General features: G+C 52.8%; 17 protein-coding genes. 10 read left to right on the forward strand and 7 right to left on the reverse strand.

The features are described 5' to 3' along the window. Positions 1-74 precede the first annotated feature (74 nt). Genes NSP04_RS14650 through NSP04_RS14665 form a run of 4 tightly spaced genes read left to right on the forward strand, consistent with a single transcriptional unit; the run spans position 75 to position 5,714 of the window. Entirely contained in the window at positions 75-722 is a 648-nt protein-coding gene (locus tag NSP04_RS14650) for a TetR/AcrR family transcriptional regulator (RefSeq protein WP_257513096.1), read from the forward strand. Further along, entirely contained in the window at positions 719-1,831 is a 1,113-nt protein-coding gene (locus tag NSP04_RS14655; protein WP_257513097.1) for an efflux RND transporter periplasmic adaptor subunit, read from the forward strand. Before NSP04_RS14650 ends, NSP04_RS14655 begins: the two co-directional genes overlap by 4 nt. Beyond that, on the forward strand, positions 1,828-4,938 hold the full coding sequence (locus NSP04_RS14660) for an efflux RND transporter permease subunit (protein WP_257513098.1): 3,111 nt from the start codon (positions 1,828-1,830) through the stop codon (positions 4,936-4,938). The genes NSP04_RS14655 and NSP04_RS14660 overlap by 4 nt, the downstream gene beginning before the upstream one ends. Then, on the forward strand, positions 4,935-5,714 hold the full coding sequence (locus NSP04_RS14665; protein ID WP_257513099.1) for a nitroreductase family protein: 780 nt from the start codon (positions 4,935-4,937) through the stop codon (positions 5,712-5,714). Before NSP04_RS14660 ends, NSP04_RS14665 begins: the two co-directional genes overlap by 4 nt. A 60-nt stretch (positions 5,715-5,774) precedes the next feature. Here NSP04_RS14665 and nhaA read toward each other — a convergent pair whose 3' ends face one another. From nhaA to NSP04_RS14690, 5 genes are all read right to left on the reverse strand, one after another. Further along, positions 5,775-7,046, reverse strand: a complete 1,272-nt coding sequence (nhaA, locus tag NSP04_RS14670; RefSeq protein ID WP_257513100.1) for a Na+/H+ antiporter NhaA — start codon at positions 7,044-7,046, stop codon at positions 5,775-5,777. A 107-nt stretch (positions 7,047-7,153) separates the two neighbouring features. After that, complete coding sequence (locus NSP04_RS14675) at positions 7,154-7,888, reverse strand: SIMPL domain-containing protein (protein WP_257513101.1); 735 nt, start codon at positions 7,886-7,888, stop codon at positions 7,154-7,156. Between the two features lie 26 nt (positions 7,889-7,914). Next, positions 7,915-9,249: an NADH:flavin oxidoreductase/NADH oxidase family protein gene (locus NSP04_RS14680; RefSeq protein ID WP_257513102.1), complete on the reverse strand. Its 1,335-nt coding sequence runs from the start codon at positions 9,247-9,249 to the stop codon at positions 7,915-7,917. Positions 9,250-9,256: 7 nt separating this feature from the next. Continuing rightward, entirely contained in the window at positions 9,257-9,916 is a 660-nt protein-coding gene (locus NSP04_RS14685) for a DUF6989 domain-containing protein (protein WP_257513103.1), read from the reverse strand. Further along, a complete protein-coding gene (locus tag NSP04_RS14690; protein WP_257513104.1) occupies positions 9,913-10,545 on the reverse strand; it encodes a TetR/AcrR family transcriptional regulator in 633 nt (210 codons plus the stop codon). Before NSP04_RS14690 ends, NSP04_RS14685 begins: the two co-directional genes overlap by 4 nt. An 88-nt stretch (positions 10,546-10,633) precedes the next feature. Here NSP04_RS14690 and NSP04_RS14695 point away from each other — a divergent pair, with 88 nt between their 5' ends. Further along, on the forward strand, positions 10,634-11,689 hold the full coding sequence (locus tag NSP04_RS14695) for an MBL fold metallo-hydrolase (protein ID WP_257513105.1): 1,056 nt from the start codon (positions 10,634-10,636) through the stop codon (positions 11,687-11,689). 26 nt (positions 11,690-11,715) lie between these two features. On the opposite strand, the gene ppnP is transcribed toward NSP04_RS14695, so the two are convergent. Beyond that, on the reverse strand, positions 11,716-12,027 hold the full coding sequence (ppnP, locus tag NSP04_RS14700) for a pyrimidine/purine nucleoside phosphorylase (RefSeq protein WP_257513106.1): 312 nt from the start codon (positions 12,025-12,027) through the stop codon (positions 11,716-11,718). Between the two features lie 225 nt (positions 12,028-12,252). Between ppnP and NSP04_RS14705 the strand changes: the two genes are divergently transcribed. The 5 genes from NSP04_RS14705 (at position 12,253) to NSP04_RS14725 (ending at position 17,530) form a co-directional block, all read left to right on the forward strand. After that, positions 12,253-12,549, forward strand: a complete 297-nt coding sequence (locus NSP04_RS14705; RefSeq protein ID WP_257513107.1) for a hypothetical protein — start codon at positions 12,253-12,255, stop codon at positions 12,547-12,549. Positions 12,550-12,564: 15 nt separating this feature from the next. Further along, a complete protein-coding gene (locus tag NSP04_RS14710; protein ID WP_257513108.1) occupies positions 12,565-14,043 on the forward strand; it encodes a hypothetical protein in 1,479 nt (492 codons plus the stop codon). 143 nt (positions 14,044-14,186) lie between these two features. Next, positions 14,187-15,287: an NAD(P)H-dependent flavin oxidoreductase gene (locus tag NSP04_RS14715; RefSeq protein ID WP_257513109.1), complete on the forward strand. Its 1,101-nt coding sequence runs from the start codon at positions 14,187-14,189 to the stop codon at positions 15,285-15,287. Positions 15,288-15,409: 122 nt separating this feature from the next. Next, positions 15,410-17,089, forward strand: coding sequence for a GMC family oxidoreductase (locus NSP04_RS14720; RefSeq protein WP_257513110.1), 1,680 nt, complete (start codon positions 15,410-15,412; stop codon positions 17,087-17,089). Positions 17,090-17,092: 3 nt separating this feature from the next. After that, positions 17,093-17,530, forward strand: a complete 438-nt coding sequence (locus tag NSP04_RS14725) for an acyl-CoA thioesterase (protein WP_257513111.1) — start codon at positions 17,093-17,095, stop codon at positions 17,528-17,530. Between the two features lie 33 nt (positions 17,531-17,563). On the opposite strand, the gene NSP04_RS14730 is transcribed toward NSP04_RS14725, so the two are convergent. Then, positions 17,564-18,724 carry an alkane 1-monooxygenase gene (locus NSP04_RS14730; protein WP_257513112.1) on the reverse strand — a complete coding sequence of 387 codons (1,161 nt, stop codon included), beginning with the start codon at positions 18,722-18,724 and terminating at the stop codon, positions 17,564-17,566. Positions 18,725-18,745 lie beyond the last annotated feature (21 nt).

Genomic DNA, 18,745 nt, shown 5'->3' on the forward strand with positions numbered 1-18,745 from the left:
GCGATAATTGTTGAGTTCAATTCAATCGTTTGATACATTTAAATCAATCGATTGAATTAATTTCGGAATTCTTCATGCTTCAAGACAAACAGCAGTCTGCACGGCAAAAGCTGGTGCAGGCAGCTCTATCCACTTTTGCTGAAAAAGGTTATGAAGGCGCGTCCACGCGTGAAATAGCTGAAAAAGCAGGTGCCAACATCTCATCCATTCGTTACTACTTTGGTGACAAGGCGGGTCTTTATCGGGCTGCCTACACCGAGCCGCTGTGTGGCACCCCTTTCGAGCAGGGCATACCCGACTTGAACAGCAACGATGTGGACAAAGCCTTGAAGCAGTTGTTCCGTGATTTTCTGGAGCCTTTGAAGCACGGTGAAACATTTCGCTTGGTGATGAAGTTGCACTTCCGGGAAATGATCGAGCCCACTGGGGCCTGGGAACACGAAATTGATGCGGAAATAAAACCACAGCACATGGCGTTGGTGAACATGTTGACCGCTTACTTCGGCTTGAACAAACCCGACCTTGACATTCAAAGGTTGGCCTTTGCGATGATGGGCATGGCCGTGAACTTCTATGTGGCCCAAGACGTGGTGGATGTGGTGTGCCCAAAATTGATGGGCAGTGCCAAGGCAATCGACACATTGTCCGAACGGTTGGCAGGTTACGCCCGCGCCATGCTGGACGGTGAAAGCAAACGACGCAGTCAGGAAAACAAGCAATGAAATTCTTCCAGTTATTGACCTTGAATCGGTGCGCAACACTTGCTGCCGCTTTTCTACTTGGCGCTTGCTCTCCCGGCGCAGAAAAGACTGCCACGGGCGATTCCACTGAATCCGCAGCACCCGGCAAAGCCAGTTTGTCAGTTGAGCTTGCTGCGGTTGAGCAAAAATCCATTCCCTTGAAAATATCGGTCAACGGCAGTTTGGCGGCCTGGCAAGAGGCGATTATTGGTTCGCAATTGAATGGTGTGCGTATCGACGCCTTGCGCGTGGAAGTGGGTGACACGGTAAAGAAAGGCCAAACGTTGGCGGTGTTTGATCAGGAAACCATCAAGGCCGATCTGGCCCAGGCCCGAGCGGGCGTTGCGGAAGCGCAAGCCTTGTATGAACAGGCAAAGCTGAACGCCGACATGATCCGTAATATCACCGATCAGGGTGCGGTGAGTGCACAAGAGCGCAACCAGATTGTGGCCGCAGAGAAGTCTGCTCAAGCCCGCTTGCTTTCTGCCAAGGCGCTTCAAACCCAACAGGAAATTCGACTACGAAATTCCACGGTAACCGCGCTTGATGACGGAGTAATCAGTTCACGCACCGCCACACTGGGTGCGGTGCCCAACCCGGGGCAGGAGCTGTTCCGCTTGGTTCGCCAACAGCGTTTGGAATGGCAGGCCGAGGTTACTGATTCTGAGTTAAGCCGAATCAAGGTAGGAATGCCGGTTGCGGTGTTCAATGAAGCGCAGACCTTGAAAGGCACGGTGCGCACCATCAGCCCGGTGATCAATGCTGACTCCCGAAACGGCATGGTGTATGTCGATGTACCCGGTGCCTATGCCAAAGGCTTAAAGCCCGGTATGTACCTGCGTGGTGAGTTTGATCTGGGAGAACAAACCGCCACCGTGATACCGCAAACATCAATTATTGAACGCGATGGTTTTACCTATGCCTTTACGCTGGACGAAACCAACAGTCAGGTGCAGCGCATCAAGCTGCAAGTGAACAAGGCACAGGGCGAATTCATTGAAGTACTGGATGGATTGAAACCAGGCGACAAGGTGGTGAGAAGCGGCGTGGCATTTCTGGCGCACGGCGACGTGGTGAAGGTGGTCAAGTGAACGTTTCCACCTGGTCAATCAAGAATCCGATTCCCTCGGTCATGCTGTTTTTCCTGCTGACTGTGGCGGGGCTGTTCAGCTTTTCCAGCATGAAGATTCAGCAGTTCCCCGATATTGAATTGCCCACTGTATTGGTCACTGCCAGCTTGCCGGGCGCTTCGCCTTCGCAACTTGAAAATGATGTGGCGCGCAAAATCGAGAATTCACTGGCCACGCTGCAGCAGCTCAAACACATTTACACCAAGATTCAAGACGGCATAGTCAGCATCACGGTTGAATTCAACCTTGAAAAAGACACCCAGGAAGCGGTGGACGATGTGCGCTCTGCAGTGTCCCGCGTGCGTGCCGATTTGCCCACCGACCTTCGCGATCCGGTGGTCAACAAACTTGAATTGAGTGGTGCCCCCGTGTTGGCGTACACCATTGCATCGACTGCATTTGATGAAGAAGGTTTGTCCTGGTATGTCGACGACACCATCACCAAAACTTTGCTGAATGTTAAAGGTGTGGGCGCGGTAAGCCGCGTGGGTGGCGTGAACCGCGAAGTGGTGGTTGAACTTGACCCGCTGAAAATGCAGGCGCTGGGCGTCAGTGCTCTCGATGTTTCTCGCCAGTTGCGCAATACCCAGCTTGAAGCAGCGGGCGGCAGGGCAGATCTGGGTGTGGGTGAGCAGCCCCTGCGCACCATCGCCACGGTTGAAAACGCCAACCAATTGAAAGACATTTCAATTACCTTAAGCAACGGCCGCAATGTGCGCTTGCCTGAAATTGCAACGATTACCGACACCGTGGCGGACCGGCGTTCACAGGCATTGCTGAATGGCAAAGAGGTGGTAGGTTTCGAGATTACCCGCAGCAAAGGTGCCAGTGAAGTGGAGGTGGGCGCTGGTGTTGAAGAAGCGCTGAATGCGCTAAAGCAACAGCGTCCCGACCTGACCATCGTAGAGGCGTTTAACTTCGTTGAACCGGTGGAAGACGACTTCGCCAGCTCCATGAAAATGCTCTATGAAGGTGCTTTTCTGGCCGTGGTGGTGGTGTGGTTTTTCCTTCGCGACTGGCGCGCTACTTTTGTTTCGGCAGTGGCTTTGCCACTGTCGATTATTCCCGCCTTTGCCGGCATGTACTACCTGGGCTTTAGCTTGAATGTGGTGTCGCTGTTGGCCATGTCATTGGTGGTGGGTATTTTGGTGGACGACGCCATTGTGGAAGTGGAAAACATTGTTCGCCACTTGCGCATGGGCAAAAATCCATTGGATGCTGCGCGTGAAGCCGCCGATGAAATTGGCCTGGCAGTAATTGCCACCACCTTCACCTTGATTGCTGTGTTTTTGCCGACCGCATTCATGAGCGGCATTGCGGGCAAATTTTTCAAGCAGTTCGGCTGGACAGCCGCCTTGGCTGTTTTTGCATCCCTGGTGGTGGCGCGCATGTTAACACCCATGATGGCTGCCTACATGCTGAAATCCAAAGGCGACGAACACGAAAAAAACGAACCCGGAAAAATGATGCTTCGTTACCTGGACTGGGTGCGCTGGGCGCTTGCACACAGGTTGATCACCTGCATTGCTGCCGGTGCGTTTTTCATCGGTTCCATCATGTTGATACCCCTGTTGCCCACTGGTTTCATTCCACCCGATGATTTGTCGCAAACCCAGGTTTACATTGAATTACAACCGGGCAGTACTTTCGAGCAAACCCGAAAGGCGGCAGAGCGCGCACGCGAACTCGTGAGTGAAGTTGAATATGTGCGCAGTGTGTATACCACCATTGGTGGTGGGGCTGCCGGTACCGATCCATTTGTAATGAGCGGGCAGGGCGAAGTGCGTAAGGCCACGCTGACCGTGTTGCTTGATCCGCGCGGCGAGCGAAGCGTTCGCAAGCAGGTCACTGAAACCCAAATGCGCGAAGCGCTCAGCAACCTGCCGGGTGTGCGTTACAAAGTGGGTTTGGGTGCATCGGGTGAAAAATATGTGCTGGTGCTTTCCGGCGAAGATGGTGATGCCTTGTCAAAAGCTGCAAGCGAAGTGGAACGCGATTTGCGCACCATTCCCGGTTTGGGTTCAATCGCATCGAGCGCTGCATTGGTTCGCCCTGAAATCTGGATCAAACCCGATTTTGCAAAAGCTGCTGATCTGGGTGTTAGCACCGCAGCGATGGGTGAAACCCTGCGAGTTGCCACAGTGGGGGATTACGATGCGGCATTGCCAAAATTGAATTTGCCACAACGCCAGGTGCCCATCGTGGTTCGTCTCGATGATGAAGCCAGAAAAGACTTAAGCGTGCTTGAGCGGCTGGCTGTGCCATCCACCAAGCCCGGAGTGCCCAGTGTGCCGCTGAACCAGGTGGCCACATTGGGCATGAATGCTGGCCCGTCGGTGATTGATCGTTACGACCGCGCCCGCAATGTGAACTTTGAAATTGAATTGCAGGGTCAGCCCTTGGGTGACGTGGCTGCGGCTGTTCAGGAATTGCCCAGCATCAAGAACCTTCCGCCCGGTGTAGCCCAGCGAAACATTGGTGACGCCGAGGTAATGGAAGAACTGTTCGCCAGTTTTGGGTTGGCCATGCTCACCGGCGTGTTGTGTATTTTCGTGGTGCTGGTGTTGTTGTTCAAAGATTTCTTGCAGCCAGTTACCATTCTTGCGGCACTGCCGCTTAGCCTGGGTGGTGCCTTTGTGGGTTTGTTGATGGCCGGAAAAAGTTTTTCCATGCCCTCATTAATTGGCTTGATTATGTTGATGGGCATTGCCACCAAGAATTCAATTTTGCTGGTGGAGTACGCCATCATGGCGCGCAATGAAAAAGGCATGACCCGGCTGGATGCAGTGATTGATGCCTGCCACAAACGGGCACGCCCCATCATCATGACCACCATTGCCATGGCAGCGGGCATGTTGCCCATTGCAATTGGTACGGGCGATGCAGACACCAGCTTTAGAAGCCCCATGGCCATTGCGGTAATTGGCGGTTTGATGACCTCTACTTTTTTAAGCCTGTTGGTAATCCCTGTGGTGTACACCTTGATGGATGATTTTGAACATGGCTTCAAGAAAATTTATTTGAAACTCGGTTCGACCTTTAAGCAGCTTGGAGCACGCAAAACATGAAAGCATCAGCACGCAAATTCAAGACCATTGAAGTAGACGGTAAGCAACGCTATTACGAACCTGCGCCAAAAGGAATTAGCGCAGCAAACTTCAAGAAAGTGGTGGAAAGCAGAAGGTCGGTGCGCAAGTTCACTGACAAGCCCATTCCGAAAGAGGTGTTGGATGAATGTCTCGACATGGCTTTGCTGGCGCCGTGTTCATCGGGTTTGCAGCCCTGGGAATTCTATGTGGTGAAAACCCCAGCCAAAAAAGCCAAACTGGTCACAGCCTGTTTGGGCCAACTGGCTGCAAAAACCGCACAGGAATTGATTGTGTGTGTGGCGCGTGTCGACCGGGTTAGCGAGTTTTCCAAAAAGATGATCAAAGACTGGCCCATGCCGGAAGTGCCCACCTTGGTACGCCGTTATTACCAGTTGATTCCCTACAACTATTCACCCGGCCCCTTGAACAGCTTTGCCATGGTGAAGAAGGCTGCATCCAATGTGGGTGGCTTGATTGCGCCGCTTCCACGTGGCCCCTACACACGCAGTGAAGTGGAATTGTGGGCAGCGAAAAGCGCCGCGCTGGCCTGCGAAAACCTGGTGTTGGCTTTCCGTGCCCATGGGTTCGATACCTGCATGATGGAGGGCTATGACGAAGCCCGCGTGCGTAAATTGCTAAAGCTGAACGACAACGCCTTTCCGATCATGGTGATTGGCGCTGGCGAACGGGCAGAGGATGGCGTGTTCTGGCCTCAAATTCGGTTCGAACGTGAGTTGTTTGTGCATGAAGTGTAGGACCAACACGTAAAACCAACTCGTAAAGCGATCGAGGTATGTTTTACGGTGGTCTGCACTTCAGATGTTTTTAACGTCCCCGTCGCGCAGAAGTTCTTCATTCTGCGCGGTCTCTTGTTCAAGCTGATCGGCTGCCTTGGGTGCGAAACGAAGTATTGAACAAGCAATGATCGCAGACAAGATGGATCCGAGAAGAATACCGATTTTTGCTTCCTCGACAAGTTCGGCACTTCCCGAGAAAGCCAGGCCACTGATGAACAAACTCATCGTGAAGCCAATTCCGCAAAGCATCGAGACGGCGTAGATTTGCAACCACGTGGTACCGCGGGGCTTCGCAGCGAACCCGGTTTTTACCGCAATGACTACGCCACCAAATACGCCCAGCTGCTTGCCGAGGAAAAGGCCAGCCGCAATGCCGAGGGGCAGCGGCGCCAGCATGTCGGAAGGGGACAGGCCTTCAAATGAAACCCCGGCATTGACGAAGCCAAATATGGGTACGATCAAGAAACCGACCAATGGGGCCAGTGCGTGTTCGAGTCGATGCAACGGTGACTCAGGTGCATCCGGCGTGCCAGGCGTTGGAATGTAAGGGATCATAAAGGCACCGACAACGCCCGCGATGGTGGCATGCACGCCCGAAAGCAAGGTGACATACCAAAGTAATGCAAGACCAATCAAATAGGGCCACAGCTTCATCACGCGCGGCTTGTTCATCAAGAACATGCCGGCGAGGATCGCCGCCGCTGCAGCCAGCGCGCCAATGTTGATGCTGGAAGTGTAGAAAATAGCGATGATCGCCACCGCGCCCATGTCGTCAATAATTGCGACCGAGACAAGAAGCAATTTTAGCGACAGCGGTGCATGTCGTCCCAACAGGGCCAAGGCGCCCATTGCAAAGGCGATGTCGGTTGCTGCAGGAATCGCCCAGCCGTTTGTAAGCATGGGGTCGCCTGACGTGAAGTACAGGAAGATCCCAGCTGGCAAAGCCATACCCATCAGCGCTGGCAAAGCCGGCAGCGCGCGCTGCTCCCATGAGGAAAGATTTCCGTCAACCAGCTCGCGCTTGATTTCAAGACCCACAAGCAGAAAAAAGATCGCCATCAGGCCATCATTGACCCACAGGTGAGTCGTCATTGGGCCTAGTTTCTCGCTAAGTTCAGGGCCAATTTCAAAATGCAGGAAATGCTGATAAGTACTTGCCAGTGGGCTGTTTGCAACGACCAACGCGCACATGGCAGCCAGCATTAACAGGATGCCGCCAGCGGCTTCACTGTTAATAAAACGCTGAATGGCAGACTGTTTGGTGTGCGAATGTTGTGCGTTGGTACTCATATTAATATCCTTACGGAAAACGAAAAAGTCGTTCTCCGTATTTGGGTCAGCCCCAAGCGCACGCAGCACACGCATCTCAAGGATAGTACATGATTTTTACAGCTGTACTATTCCACCAAATACTGAACCTTGGTGACCACGCGGATTTTCTTCATTACTGTGTTGTCGCCACCGTATTCGCTCAACGGTGCAGAAATTGAAAACAGTCCTTGAGTGGCTGTTTTCAAAGCACCCACTGTAACGCCAGAATCGGTCGCGAAAGTTTGCGCTGCTTCCTTCGCGTTTTCGGTGGCAGCTTTCAACATGCGTGGCTTGATGGTGTTCAAGTCTGTGAAGTAAAACTGCACATAGCTTGATTCAAGCACAATGTTTTCATTCAGAAACACATCGGTTTTCAGCGTGGCTTGTTCAACTTCATCCACTTTGGCGGTTTCCAGCACAATGCCGCCCTGTGCGCGCCAGCGTTTTTCCGGTTCCACAAACCCACCATTCGGGTTCACGTTTTCAAATACATTCATGGGCTGGCGGCGAATGTCCGCCGCCTCAAATCCCATGCCCAGCACCAGGGTTTCCAGTTTTTCCAGCTTCGTGTTCCAGGCCTGGCTTGCTGCTTGCGGCGACTCCGCCACAGCAGAAAACGACAGGTTCCAGCTGGCTTTGTCGGATTTCACAATTTCTTCGGCCAGCCCACGCACTTCAATAAACTGATCGTACTTTCGGAAGTCTTTCAGCGCAGTCGCCATCAAGAAACCGGCCGCCACTACACCTGCTGCCAATACTACAGAGGCCAACAAACCCATCCCGCTTTGTTTTTGGGGCGAGTACAGCGCGCTTCTTGACATGAAATTCTCCTGAATGTTGAACGGTGTTAGCGTGAAGAACGTTTCACTTTAAATGCGGTTGTCCATTCATTGAATAAATATTTGAAAAATGACCCGATCAGGCTCATCGATGGTTTGGCTTCAAGGCCGTCGGCCAAGCGGAAAATTTGCTGGTAGTACCAGGCCTGTGCGCCCAATACATTGATCAGCTTCAGTGGAAGTACAGGGCTGACCGGCGAGAAAATACCTTTGTCAGCCAGTTTCAACATGTGCTCGAAGCTGGCCGCGCGATCGATTTTTCCGTTCATCAATTGTTTGGGTGTGTCGGGGTGAGTGCAAAGTGGACGGCCCAGACCAATCACGTCGCACACGCCATCATTCAACGCTTCTTGCATGGCTTCCCGGCTGCGAAACCCACCTGTAACCATCAAGGGCATGGTTGCCACTTCCCGAATCGCTTTGGCATAGTTCAAAAAGTACGCTTCGCGCTTCTTGGTACTTTCGCGCACAGCGGGTTGTTCGTCTTTCACAGAATCTGTGGCACCAGTGTGGCCCAGTAAGCGGGGTTGTTCATAGGTGCCGCCTGAAATTTCAAGCAGGTCGATTTTTTCATCGTTCAACCACTTCACTACCTGCAGGCATTCCTCATTGGAAAATCCGCCTTTGCGGAAATCGTCTGAATTCAACTTCACCGCAACCGGAAAATTGGCCCCTACAGCTTTGCGAACGGCACGCACTGCCTCCAGCAAAAAACGGGCGCGATTTTCAAGGCTGCCGCCCCACTGGTCAGTGCGTTGGTTGGTCACTGGCGACAGAAACGACGACAACAAATAACCGTGCGCGCCATGCACTTGTACACCAGTAAAACCAGCATCTTTGGCAATGCGGGCCACGCGTGCAAAGCGTTGAATCAGGTCCAGAATTTCGTCTTCGCGCAAGGCACGTGGCGCTGCGTAATTGCCCAGCAGTTCAAGCTGAACTGCGGATGGGCCCACGGGCTGGGTGGTCACGTAGCGTGGCGATTGCCGCCCGGCGTGTGAAATTTGCATCCACAATTGGTTGCCGTTGCTGGTGCCAGCCTTTGCCCACGCGCGCAGGGCGTCCATGCCTTGTGGTTCGCCTTGCTCGGGTGCAGGGTCAATGGATACATTGCCCGGGCGCTCCAGAATATTTCGGTCGATCAGCACATTGCCTGTAATCAAAATACCGGCACCACCCTCGGCCCAGCGTTTGTACAAGGTGGCGTGGCGCTGCGTGGCTTGCAGTTTGGCGTTGGCCACGCCTTCAGTCATGGCGGCTTTACACAAGCGGTTGGGTAACACAACGCCACAGGGCAAGGTAAAGGGTTGATTCAGTTCAATTGTGTTCATTTCATTGTTCATTGAGTTGTTAGCCTATCCAGAGCAGTGAGAGGGAAAGCGCGCCCGCGTAAAAAACCGCAAGGGCCAATGCGCCAAGAATTTGTTGAGCGTAGTGCTTCTTGCCCAGAATTTGCCACAGCCACAATGCGCCGATGGCCAACAGCATTTCAGGAATCAAAGGATAAATTGCAAAGCCTTCAACTTGAAGAACATTTTGGGCATGCCACAAATTCATGGGGCGCGCAGCCCATTCCCAAACTAGAAACCCGCCAAGCGAAAGGGCTGCCACCACTGGGTAGGGTTTTGGGGTGGCCAGTGCAAACCAGCACACCTGCCACAGCAGCATGATCCACAGGCCCATGAAGTAAAGCGGAACTGCACCGCCAAGGCGGGGTATGCCATGGTCTGGGAAAGTCAGCGTACCCATGCGTTCAACCAGCATCCAGTCGGCGCAGGGCAGGGCAATTGAAAGGGGCAGCAGGAATTTCCATAGCTGTACCCAGTCAGTGTGGCCACGCCAGTGGCCAACCCAGGGCAAGGCAATGTTGTAAGCCACTGCAAACACCATCAGTGCAATGCCCAAGGCATTGCCTTCCACGTTCAACGCCACTGGAATGGCGACGGCAAAAAACAGGGCGTGAAATACCAGCGCATCGCGCACACCTGCTGTGCTGGTTCGTGCCATCATTGCGCGGCTCCACGAATCAGCGCATTCAAAATATTGATGATTTCTTCGCTGAGTTCCGGAATGTCGGGCGGGTTTTCCAAAGTCAACCACTCGGCCAGCAGCTCATTGATTCCACCCACCAGCGCAATGCTGACCAGGTGGTAATTGCGTTTTGGCAAATCACCGCGTGCTACCAGGCTACCCAGGTAGGCTTCAATCAAACCCGCCATGTCGTGAATGGCCTCACGCCTGCGCGTTTCCATTGCTGGGCTAACACCCACCACCTCAAGAACACCCACACGCGCCAGGCGGCTGTCTTCCAGATAGTGGTGAACCATGGCGCTAACCCCCAAAGGAATTTGCTCTGCCAAGGCAAGGTTGGGTGCGGACATGGCTTTCAAAACACCTGCACGCAAATCTGCGATGATGTTGTCGTACAGCGCGCGCAAAATCGCTTCACGACTGTCGAACAACTGGTAGAAGTGTCGTGCTGTTACTTTCGCTTCCGTGCACAGTGCCTCAATCGTGGTGCGTGCATAGCCCTGGCGTGCGAACAATTCCAATGCTGCAGCAAGCAAGCGCGCTTTGCGCTCTTCGGCGCGCTGGTCAGCGGTCACGCCACCGTATGCCCTCGTGGGTGTTTTGATCATTCAGTTTTCACTTTTGACAAGATTTCTTGTCCAAATTATAGTGAGCTTGTTTCACAAAGCGCAACCACAGATTAAAGGCACTCCAACCATGTTCACACGCATTGCTCATTTTGACGGCACTCGGGATGCACTTCGCCCCATGCAACGCGTGGACAATGTGCGCGAAGCGGCAAAAGACTTTCGCCATGACATGCTTAAAAAACCCAAAGTGCTTTTTTACAAATCATTCGAGTTGGTGCGCGTGCCGTACCCCAGCAAGTTTGCTTACCTGAATGCACTTGGTTTGCCCATGCCGTTTGTACATTTGTGCAACCGTTTGTTCGTCATTCAATTTTCCAGCGGTGAGGGTGTAAAAACTTTGTTGGTGAGTCCATCGGACTGGGAAAACCAGCGCGCCACGCCTTTCTTCGCTGAGCTAGACCGGAAAGCTGGCCCCTTGGTGGGAGTAATGGAAGCCTTGGTGCTGAAAAAAACATCCACGGTGTTGCAGTGTTTGGCCAGTATAGGTTTACGCCCCGAAGACGTGGATTACATCACTTACGACCACCTTCACACGCAGAACGTTAGCCGCTGGCTGGGCGCGAATGGGCTAGTACCTGTGTTTCCAAATGCCAAGCTGTTAGTGATGCGGGAAGAGTGGGAAAGCGCGCAATCCCTGATTCCCTGGCAAAACCAGTGGTACTGCCCAAATGGTACACAAGGCATAGCACCAGAGCGGCTTGAACTGCTGGATGACAGCGTTTGGTTGGGCGACGGCGCGGTGGCGCTTGTGCGAACAAAAGGCCACACCGAAGGCAATCATTCAATTGTTGCAAACACTGACAATGGTTTGTTGGTGACCAGTGAAAACGGAGTCAGTCTGGATGCCTATGAACCCAAACATTCAAAAATCAGTGGTTTGGCCGATTTTGCAAAACGCACCGGTGCTGAAGTGATCATCAACGGCAACACGCAGGAATACGTGGTGGATCAATACATTTCCATGGTTCAGGAAAAAAGCATGGCCGGGCCGAACCCGGCCGACGATCGTTTTCCCAACATGGTGCCTTCCTCCGAGGCACAGCCATACTGGCTGTTCCCCGGCACCGCCCCTACATTGCGCACAGGCAGTCTTGAGTTTGGAAGGTTTGTTGCGCCGGTTTGATTGCGTAGTTTAATGACCTAACTTAGTTACGCAATGTAGCTGCAGCAGTAATCCACAGGTGTCTTCACTTTCAACTGGAATTTTGCGTTGGCAGGCACTTCAAAGGCCTGGCCACCCGTGATTGTTTTCCAGCTTTCACCGGGCAAGCACACGTCCATTTCGCCAGCCAGAATTTCCATGATCTCTTTTTCAGCGGTGCCGAATTCATAGTCGCCGGGCAACATGATGCCCAAGGTTTTCTTGGTGCCGTCTGCAAATAAAACGGTGCGGCTGCTTACCTTGCCGTCGAAATAAATATTGGCCGCTTTCACCACAGAAACATTGTCGAATTGAGTCATTTGAAAATCCTTTGGATGCAAAAAATCTGGAGGTTGAATGATGCCTTAATTTCAGCTGGTTTCTGCTTGCCCTTACTCCCCCAAAATTGGTTGGTTTGTTGTTTTCTGCTAAAAAACTGACACATTGTAAGTAAAAACCTTACAAATTAGGTATATTTGCTACCTAGAAATGGTTAGCCACAAATGATTAACCATTTTGTCTTCAACCCCAGCTGAAGGAATTCAATGTTAAGTCAGTCGCCAGTTACCGTTGGTTTGGAATCCATGGACTCGTTGCCAGGATCGAACTTGATCGATCTTTCTCTTGCGTCTTCATTTATCCCTGGCGATCTGTTTCAAAGCATTGTTTCGCAAATTGCTCAAATCGATTTGTCCTTGTTTGGCATGCACAACCAGTTTGATCCTTTGACTTCGGCCCTTTCTCCATCTTGTTTTGCTGATTTCTTCCAGTCCACATCGCCTATTAACTCCAGTGCATCATTCGCTGAGCCCGTGGTGGCTCAGAGCGCTGAATTCGCTTGATTCAAGGAAAATAAAATGAATTTTGACAGCCCTGTTGTTGCTTCCGTGGCCAATATTGATGGCGACGTCTTTGTGAAAAGAAATGGTGTTGAAGTGCCCTTGCAAGAGGACATGGTCTTGCAGGCCGGGGACGTTCTGCGTTCAACCAGCAATTCAATTGCTGTGGTTAGCATCCCTGGTACCAATCAACAAATTCCCGCATTCCTTGAGATTTCGAATGGCGGAGAGGCGACGCTGGGTTTTGACCCTGACGCTGGCATGAATGGGCAGGTTGTAATCGCCTCCAATGCCGGCGATGGCTTGGGCAATGTGACGTTGGTTTCTGAATTCGATGGTGAGAATCAGGCCGCCGTGCTCGATGGCGAAGAACCCTCTGGTGAAATGAGCGGTCTATTCGGTGCAGGTCTGTTGGGTGCAGGGGCGGGAATAAGTGCACTTCCAGTGGCAGGGGCAGTGGGTGCAGCGGCTTTGTTTGTCGGGTCTGACGATGACAACAACTCAGGTGCCCCGGGATCTGCGGATCCCGGCGCCTTGCCCGCTGAGAATGCGGGAGGATTGGCTGAAACAGTCAGCGACCTGACGAACAACCTGACCGAGCTTACTGAACCGGTGCCAGTTGTGGGTGATGTGGTGGGTGCCGTTGGCGGAGTGCTGGAGTCCACTTTGGTCGGCAACAACAACGGTGGCTTGAACGGGATTTTAAGCGGGGTCACGGATGGCTTGACCAACGGCCTGGACGGTACGCCCTTGGCCCCTGTGGCGGATGTGTTGGACATGGGCCTGGGCGCACTGACGGATTTATTGGGAATGGCAGCGGATCAGGTGAGCGGTTTAGGTGAGGGAACTCCCCTTGCTCCAGTATCGAATCTGATAGGGGATTTGCTGGGCACCAGCGGCCCGAACACCGACGGTGGTGTGGGCGGCGTAGTGGGTACTCTTGTAAATGTGACTGACAGCGTAGGTCAATTGCTTGAACCTATTCCCGTGCTTGGCGATATTGCCAGTGCGTTGGGGGGCGTGGTCGATTCAGTTGCAACAGGAAACAACGAAGGCGGACTGGGCGGAATTTTGACTGGGCTTGGAGGCGGACTTGAGGCCAGCTTGTCATCCACGCCACTGGCTTTGATTGGCGAGGGGGGCAGCACGCTCTTAAACACTGTGGGTGGATTGTTGGGTGGCGTGGGCGATGCAGTTTCTTCGGTGGGTGGCAATACACCTGCCGCGCCGTTGACCAACTTGATTGGAGATCTGGCGGGCTCTTTGGGAGGAGACGTAGATTCTGCTTTGGCAAATATTCCATTTTTGGGAGAAGCACTGGACGGCTTGACCGGAGGGCTGGGCGGAGGTTTTGGTGGTGTACCCGGTGATATTCCCCTGCTCAGTGATTTGCTTGATGGCGGGTTGCTTTCGTCGATAAGTACTACCGGAAGCAGTGGTGGCGGATTGCTGGGCGGTTTGCCACTGTTGGGTGATCTGACAAATACGCTTGGGTAATACATTTCTTGAATGTGAAAGGCCACTTCGTTGAAAAATGAGGTGGCCTTTTGCTAATTACTTACATTGCTTATCAGATTAATAATGCTCGTGTAATATTTAGTGGGTCGCCGCAGCCGGCATAATCGATTCACGGACTTGTCATGAAAACCCGCATCACCGAGATGTTCAACATTCAATACCCCTTGGTTTGCCCGGGCATGACCTACGTGGCCGACGCCAAGCTTGTTGCAGCCACGGCCAATGCGGGTGGCCTTGGCATACTGGCAATTGGGCATTTGAACCCGGAACAAACACTTGCTGAAATTCGCAAGGTAAGAAGCCTGACCAGCAAACCATTTGGCATTGGGTGCGCGCTGATTATGCCAGGGGCGCGCGAAAACCTTGAAGTGGCCTTGAATGAAAAAGTGCCCGTGATCAATTTCAGCCTGGGCAGCGGTGCCGATGTGTGCAAACGCGTGCATGAATACGGCGGCAAGGTGATTGCAACGGTTGTAAATGCAAAGCATGCTCTAAAAGCTGAACAGGCAGGCGTTGATGCCTTGCTGGTCACCGGGCATGAAGCTGCGGCGCATGGTGGCTCAGTCACTTCATTGGTGTTGGTGCCCGCAATTCGGCAAGTTACAAAGCTGCCAATTATTGCAGCGGGCGGTTTTGGCACGGGCGGTGGCGTGGTGGCTGCCTTGGCTTTGGGTGCGGACGGCGTGGCCATGGGCACGCGCTGGGCAGCGTCAAAGGAAAGCCCTGTTCACGCAAACACAAAAGAACTGATTGTTAAAAAGGAAGTGGAAGAAACCATTTACAGCAAGAACTTCGACAGCATTCCTTGCCGTGTCATGACCACACCAAATTCAAAAAGAATTATGGCAAAGAAGTTCAACCCGATTCGCGCCATGTGGCGTGCTTACCTTGCAGCCCGTGAAATGAACAAGCCCCTGCTGGGTATTGTCAAAGACGTATTCAAGATGGGCTTGGAACAAACCCTGACCGTGACTTTCTATGGCGCAGCGGTTTTGCAAATCAAAAAAGCAACCATCGATGGCAACCACGCCCAAGGTGTGCAGCTGATCGGTCAGGTCCAAGGCCTGGTGCAAGACGTGCCCACGGTGGAAGAGCTTACCCAACGTGTGATGCGTGAGGTGGAGCAAGCACTTGCCGACATTAATCAATTGGCTGGGCATTCGGGCATCGACCATACAGCGGTTTCTGGCGCCGTTTCTGAAAAGCTAAGCCGCATCGCTTGACCGGAATTATCAATTTTTTGACCCGGTATCGGCGTTTCATTTCGCCCGGCTTCCTCTATGATTAATGAATAAACACAACAACTAGACTTGACACAAGCGAGTTTGAAATCCAGGAGGAGCACATGAAGACAGAACACGACTACATTGTGGTGGGTGGCGGTACAGGCGGTTGTGCAATGGCCGGTCGGCTTAGCGAAGATTCAACCCTGGATGTGTGTTTGCTTGAAGCGGGTGGCGATGGCACGGGAAACACCATCAATATTCCCAGTGGCGCGGTGGTCATGCTGCCCACCAAAATCAACAATTGGGCATTCGAAACCACACCACAAGCTGGGCTGAATGGTCGCAAAGGGTATCAGCCGCGTGGCAAGTGCCTGGGTGGGTCTTCGGCCATCAACGCCATGGTGTATGTGCGTGGCACTGCATCGGATTACGACCGTTGGGCCAACGAAGAAGGCTGCAGTGGTTGGTCTTACAAAGAAGTGCTGCCGTATTTCAAATTGAGCGAATGCAATGAACGAATTCGTGATGCCTACCATGGCAACAGCGGCCCTTTGAATGTGGCCGATTTGCGTTCCGACAATCCCTTCCAGCAAATTTATCTGGAGGCTGGCAAACAGGCAGGGTTCAAGATCAACAACGACTTCAATGGCGCAGACCAGGAAGGCGTTGGCATTTATCAAGTGACTCAAAAAAATGGTGAACGCTGGAGCGCAGCCCGCGCCTACTTATTCCCGCACTTGCACCGTAAAAATTTGACTGTACACACCAAAGCCATGGTTCAGCGTGTGTTGTTTGAAGGCAAGCGCGCGGTGGGGGTAGAGGTTTCAATCAACGGCCAACTTGCGGTTTTGAAAGCACGCAAGGAAATTATCCTGACAGCAGGTGCCATTCAAACGCCGCAGTTGTTGATGGTTTCCGGCGTTGGTGATTCCAGCGAGTTGGCTCGCCACGACATTGAGGTGGTTCATCACCTGCCAGGCGTTGGCAAGAATTTGCAGGATCACCCCGACTTCATTTTTGGCTATTCCACGAAGAGTCTGGACACCCTCGGCTTGTCACTTCGCGGCAGTTTCAGGCTGCTGCGTGAAATTTTCCGCTATCGCCGAAATCGCCGAGGTGCACTCACCAGCAACTTTGCTGAAGGTGGCGCATTCCTGAAAACCAAGCCCGACATGAAAGACCCGAATGTGCAGTTGCACTTTGTGGTTGCTATGGTTGACGACCACGCCCGCAAGATGCACCTTGGCCACGGTTTCTCATGCCATGTTTGCCTGTTGCGGCCGCACAGCCGGGGCAGCCTGACCTTGCAGGGCAACACCATGGACACACCACCGGTGATCGACATTGGATTTTTGAAAGACCCGCGCGACATGGAAGAGTTGGTCGAGGGATTCAAGCTGACGAGAAAGATCATGCATGCACCGGCACTGGCCAAGTGGATTTTGAAAGACAAATTCACTGAGCATGTACACACCGATGACGAAATTCGCGAGGTACTGCGCAATCGTGTGGACACCGTCTACCACCCCACTGGCACCTGCAAAATGGGCAGTGACCCCATGGCTGTGGTGGACCCGCAGTTGCGCGTGCACGGCCTTGAAGGATTGCGAATTGTGGATGCGTCTGCCATGCCAAGTTTGATCGGTGGCAACACCAACGGGCCTGTCATGATGATGGCCGAAAAAGCAGTGGACATGATCCGTGGCGTGTCGCGCGTGAAAGCGCTTGAACAGGCGGAGCAAAACGCCAAGGTGAGGCAGGAACAGTTGCACCAGGCACTGGTCCCGCAGCCGGTTTAAGTGATGGCTGAACCGTTCCAGTTTTTATTTCGGGTTCGATACGGGGAATGCGACGCGCAAGGCGTCGTGTTCAACGCGCGTTACGGCGATTACGTGGATTTGGCGCTCACGGAATACATGCGCGCAGCAATTGGCGGCTACAACGAACTGTTGCACATGGGGTTTGAAACCCAGGTGGTGCGATTGCTGACCGAGTGGAAAAGCCCAGCGCGATTTGATGAAGTGTTGAAAACCAGCGTCTACCCAAGCCATTTCGGCAACACCAGTTTCACTTTGAATTTTGAATTTGTGAACGCAAGCACCAATGTTTTGGTGGCTACATCACAAGCCACTTACGTGTTGGTCGATGTCAAAGAATTTACCAAGCAAATTATTCCTGCCCAATTAAAAAGCGCCCTTCAAAAGGGCGCTGTGGGCAAGCAGATCAATCAGGCTGGCTAATGTTGATCTGCGTATTCCCGCAGAAATCAGTTCTTATGCTGCCAACGAGTAACGTTGAATGACGCGTGCGCGCTTGCGTGGATGGATGTTGATCTTCTGTGCATTCTTTCCAGCCACTTCCAGCAACCGTGGGTTCATTACAGCAAACCAAAGTGGTGGAACGTAAGCGACCAGAAACATTCCGAAGTATCCGGATGGCAGGCTGGGTAATTCCGGAAAATCGCGCAGCGATTGGTAACTGCGCGCCGGGTTTGCATGGTGATCCGAATGACGCTGCAACTGAAACACCACGAGGTTGGAAACCAAGTGATTGCTGTTCCAGGAATGGTGTGGCGCGCAACGCTCGTACTCGCCGTTGGGCAATTTTTGGCGCATCAGACCATAGTGCTCAATGTAGTTTGCACTGGTCAACTGGAATGCACCCCAGAAGGCCACCACGGCCAACACCGGCACCATGGGCCAGCCGAACATCACAATCAATGCGGTGTACAAAACCAAAGTCATTGCACCGCCCTGCAGCATTTCATTGCCCACATTCCAGCGGCTTTTTCCAGCCCGCTCAAGGCGCTCACCTTCCAGCCTCCAGGCGCGTTTGAAGGCACCGGGAATTTCACGCAACATGAACTCGTAAATGTGTTCGCCCATGCGGGAAGTGGCCGGGTCTTCCGGTGTGGCCACATCGCGGTGGTGCCCACGGTTGTGTTCAATCGAGAAATGACCGTAGCCACCCAACGACAAGGTGATCAGCGCAAGGGCTTTGTCAAGTTTGCGTTTCTTGTGGCCCATTTCATGGCCAAGGTTCAAGCCAAAACCCAGCATGGCACCGGTAGTAATCGCCACAGCCAGCCAATGAATCAAATGAAGTTCGTGCGTGGCCAAGAAGACCACATTGAACAGAAACCCGAAAGTGATGATTGGCACCAACAAGTAGGTGATTACACGGTAGTAGGTGGTGTTTTCCAGTTCGGGCACGGCCTGTTCGGGCGGGTTCTGTTTGTCTTCACCAAACACGAAATCAAGCACCGGCAAGCCGAGGTAAAAGAAAGCCAGGAAGATCCACAGCCATTGGGTGTGACCCGTGTAGAGATACATGATCGGGCCCAGCGGGGCTGCGAAAGGCGCAATTACGGACAACAGCCAAAGAAATTTCTTGGGGTCTTTGTATTGGGTTGCGGGCATTGTATTTGAAGTCATTTATTCGCACCGTGTTGTTCA

The sequence above is a fragment of the Limnobacter parvus genome (assembly GCF_024623725.1).
In the GTDB taxonomy this organism is placed as follows: Bacteria; Pseudomonadota; Gammaproteobacteria; order Burkholderiales; family Burkholderiaceae_B; genus Limnobacter; species Limnobacter parvus.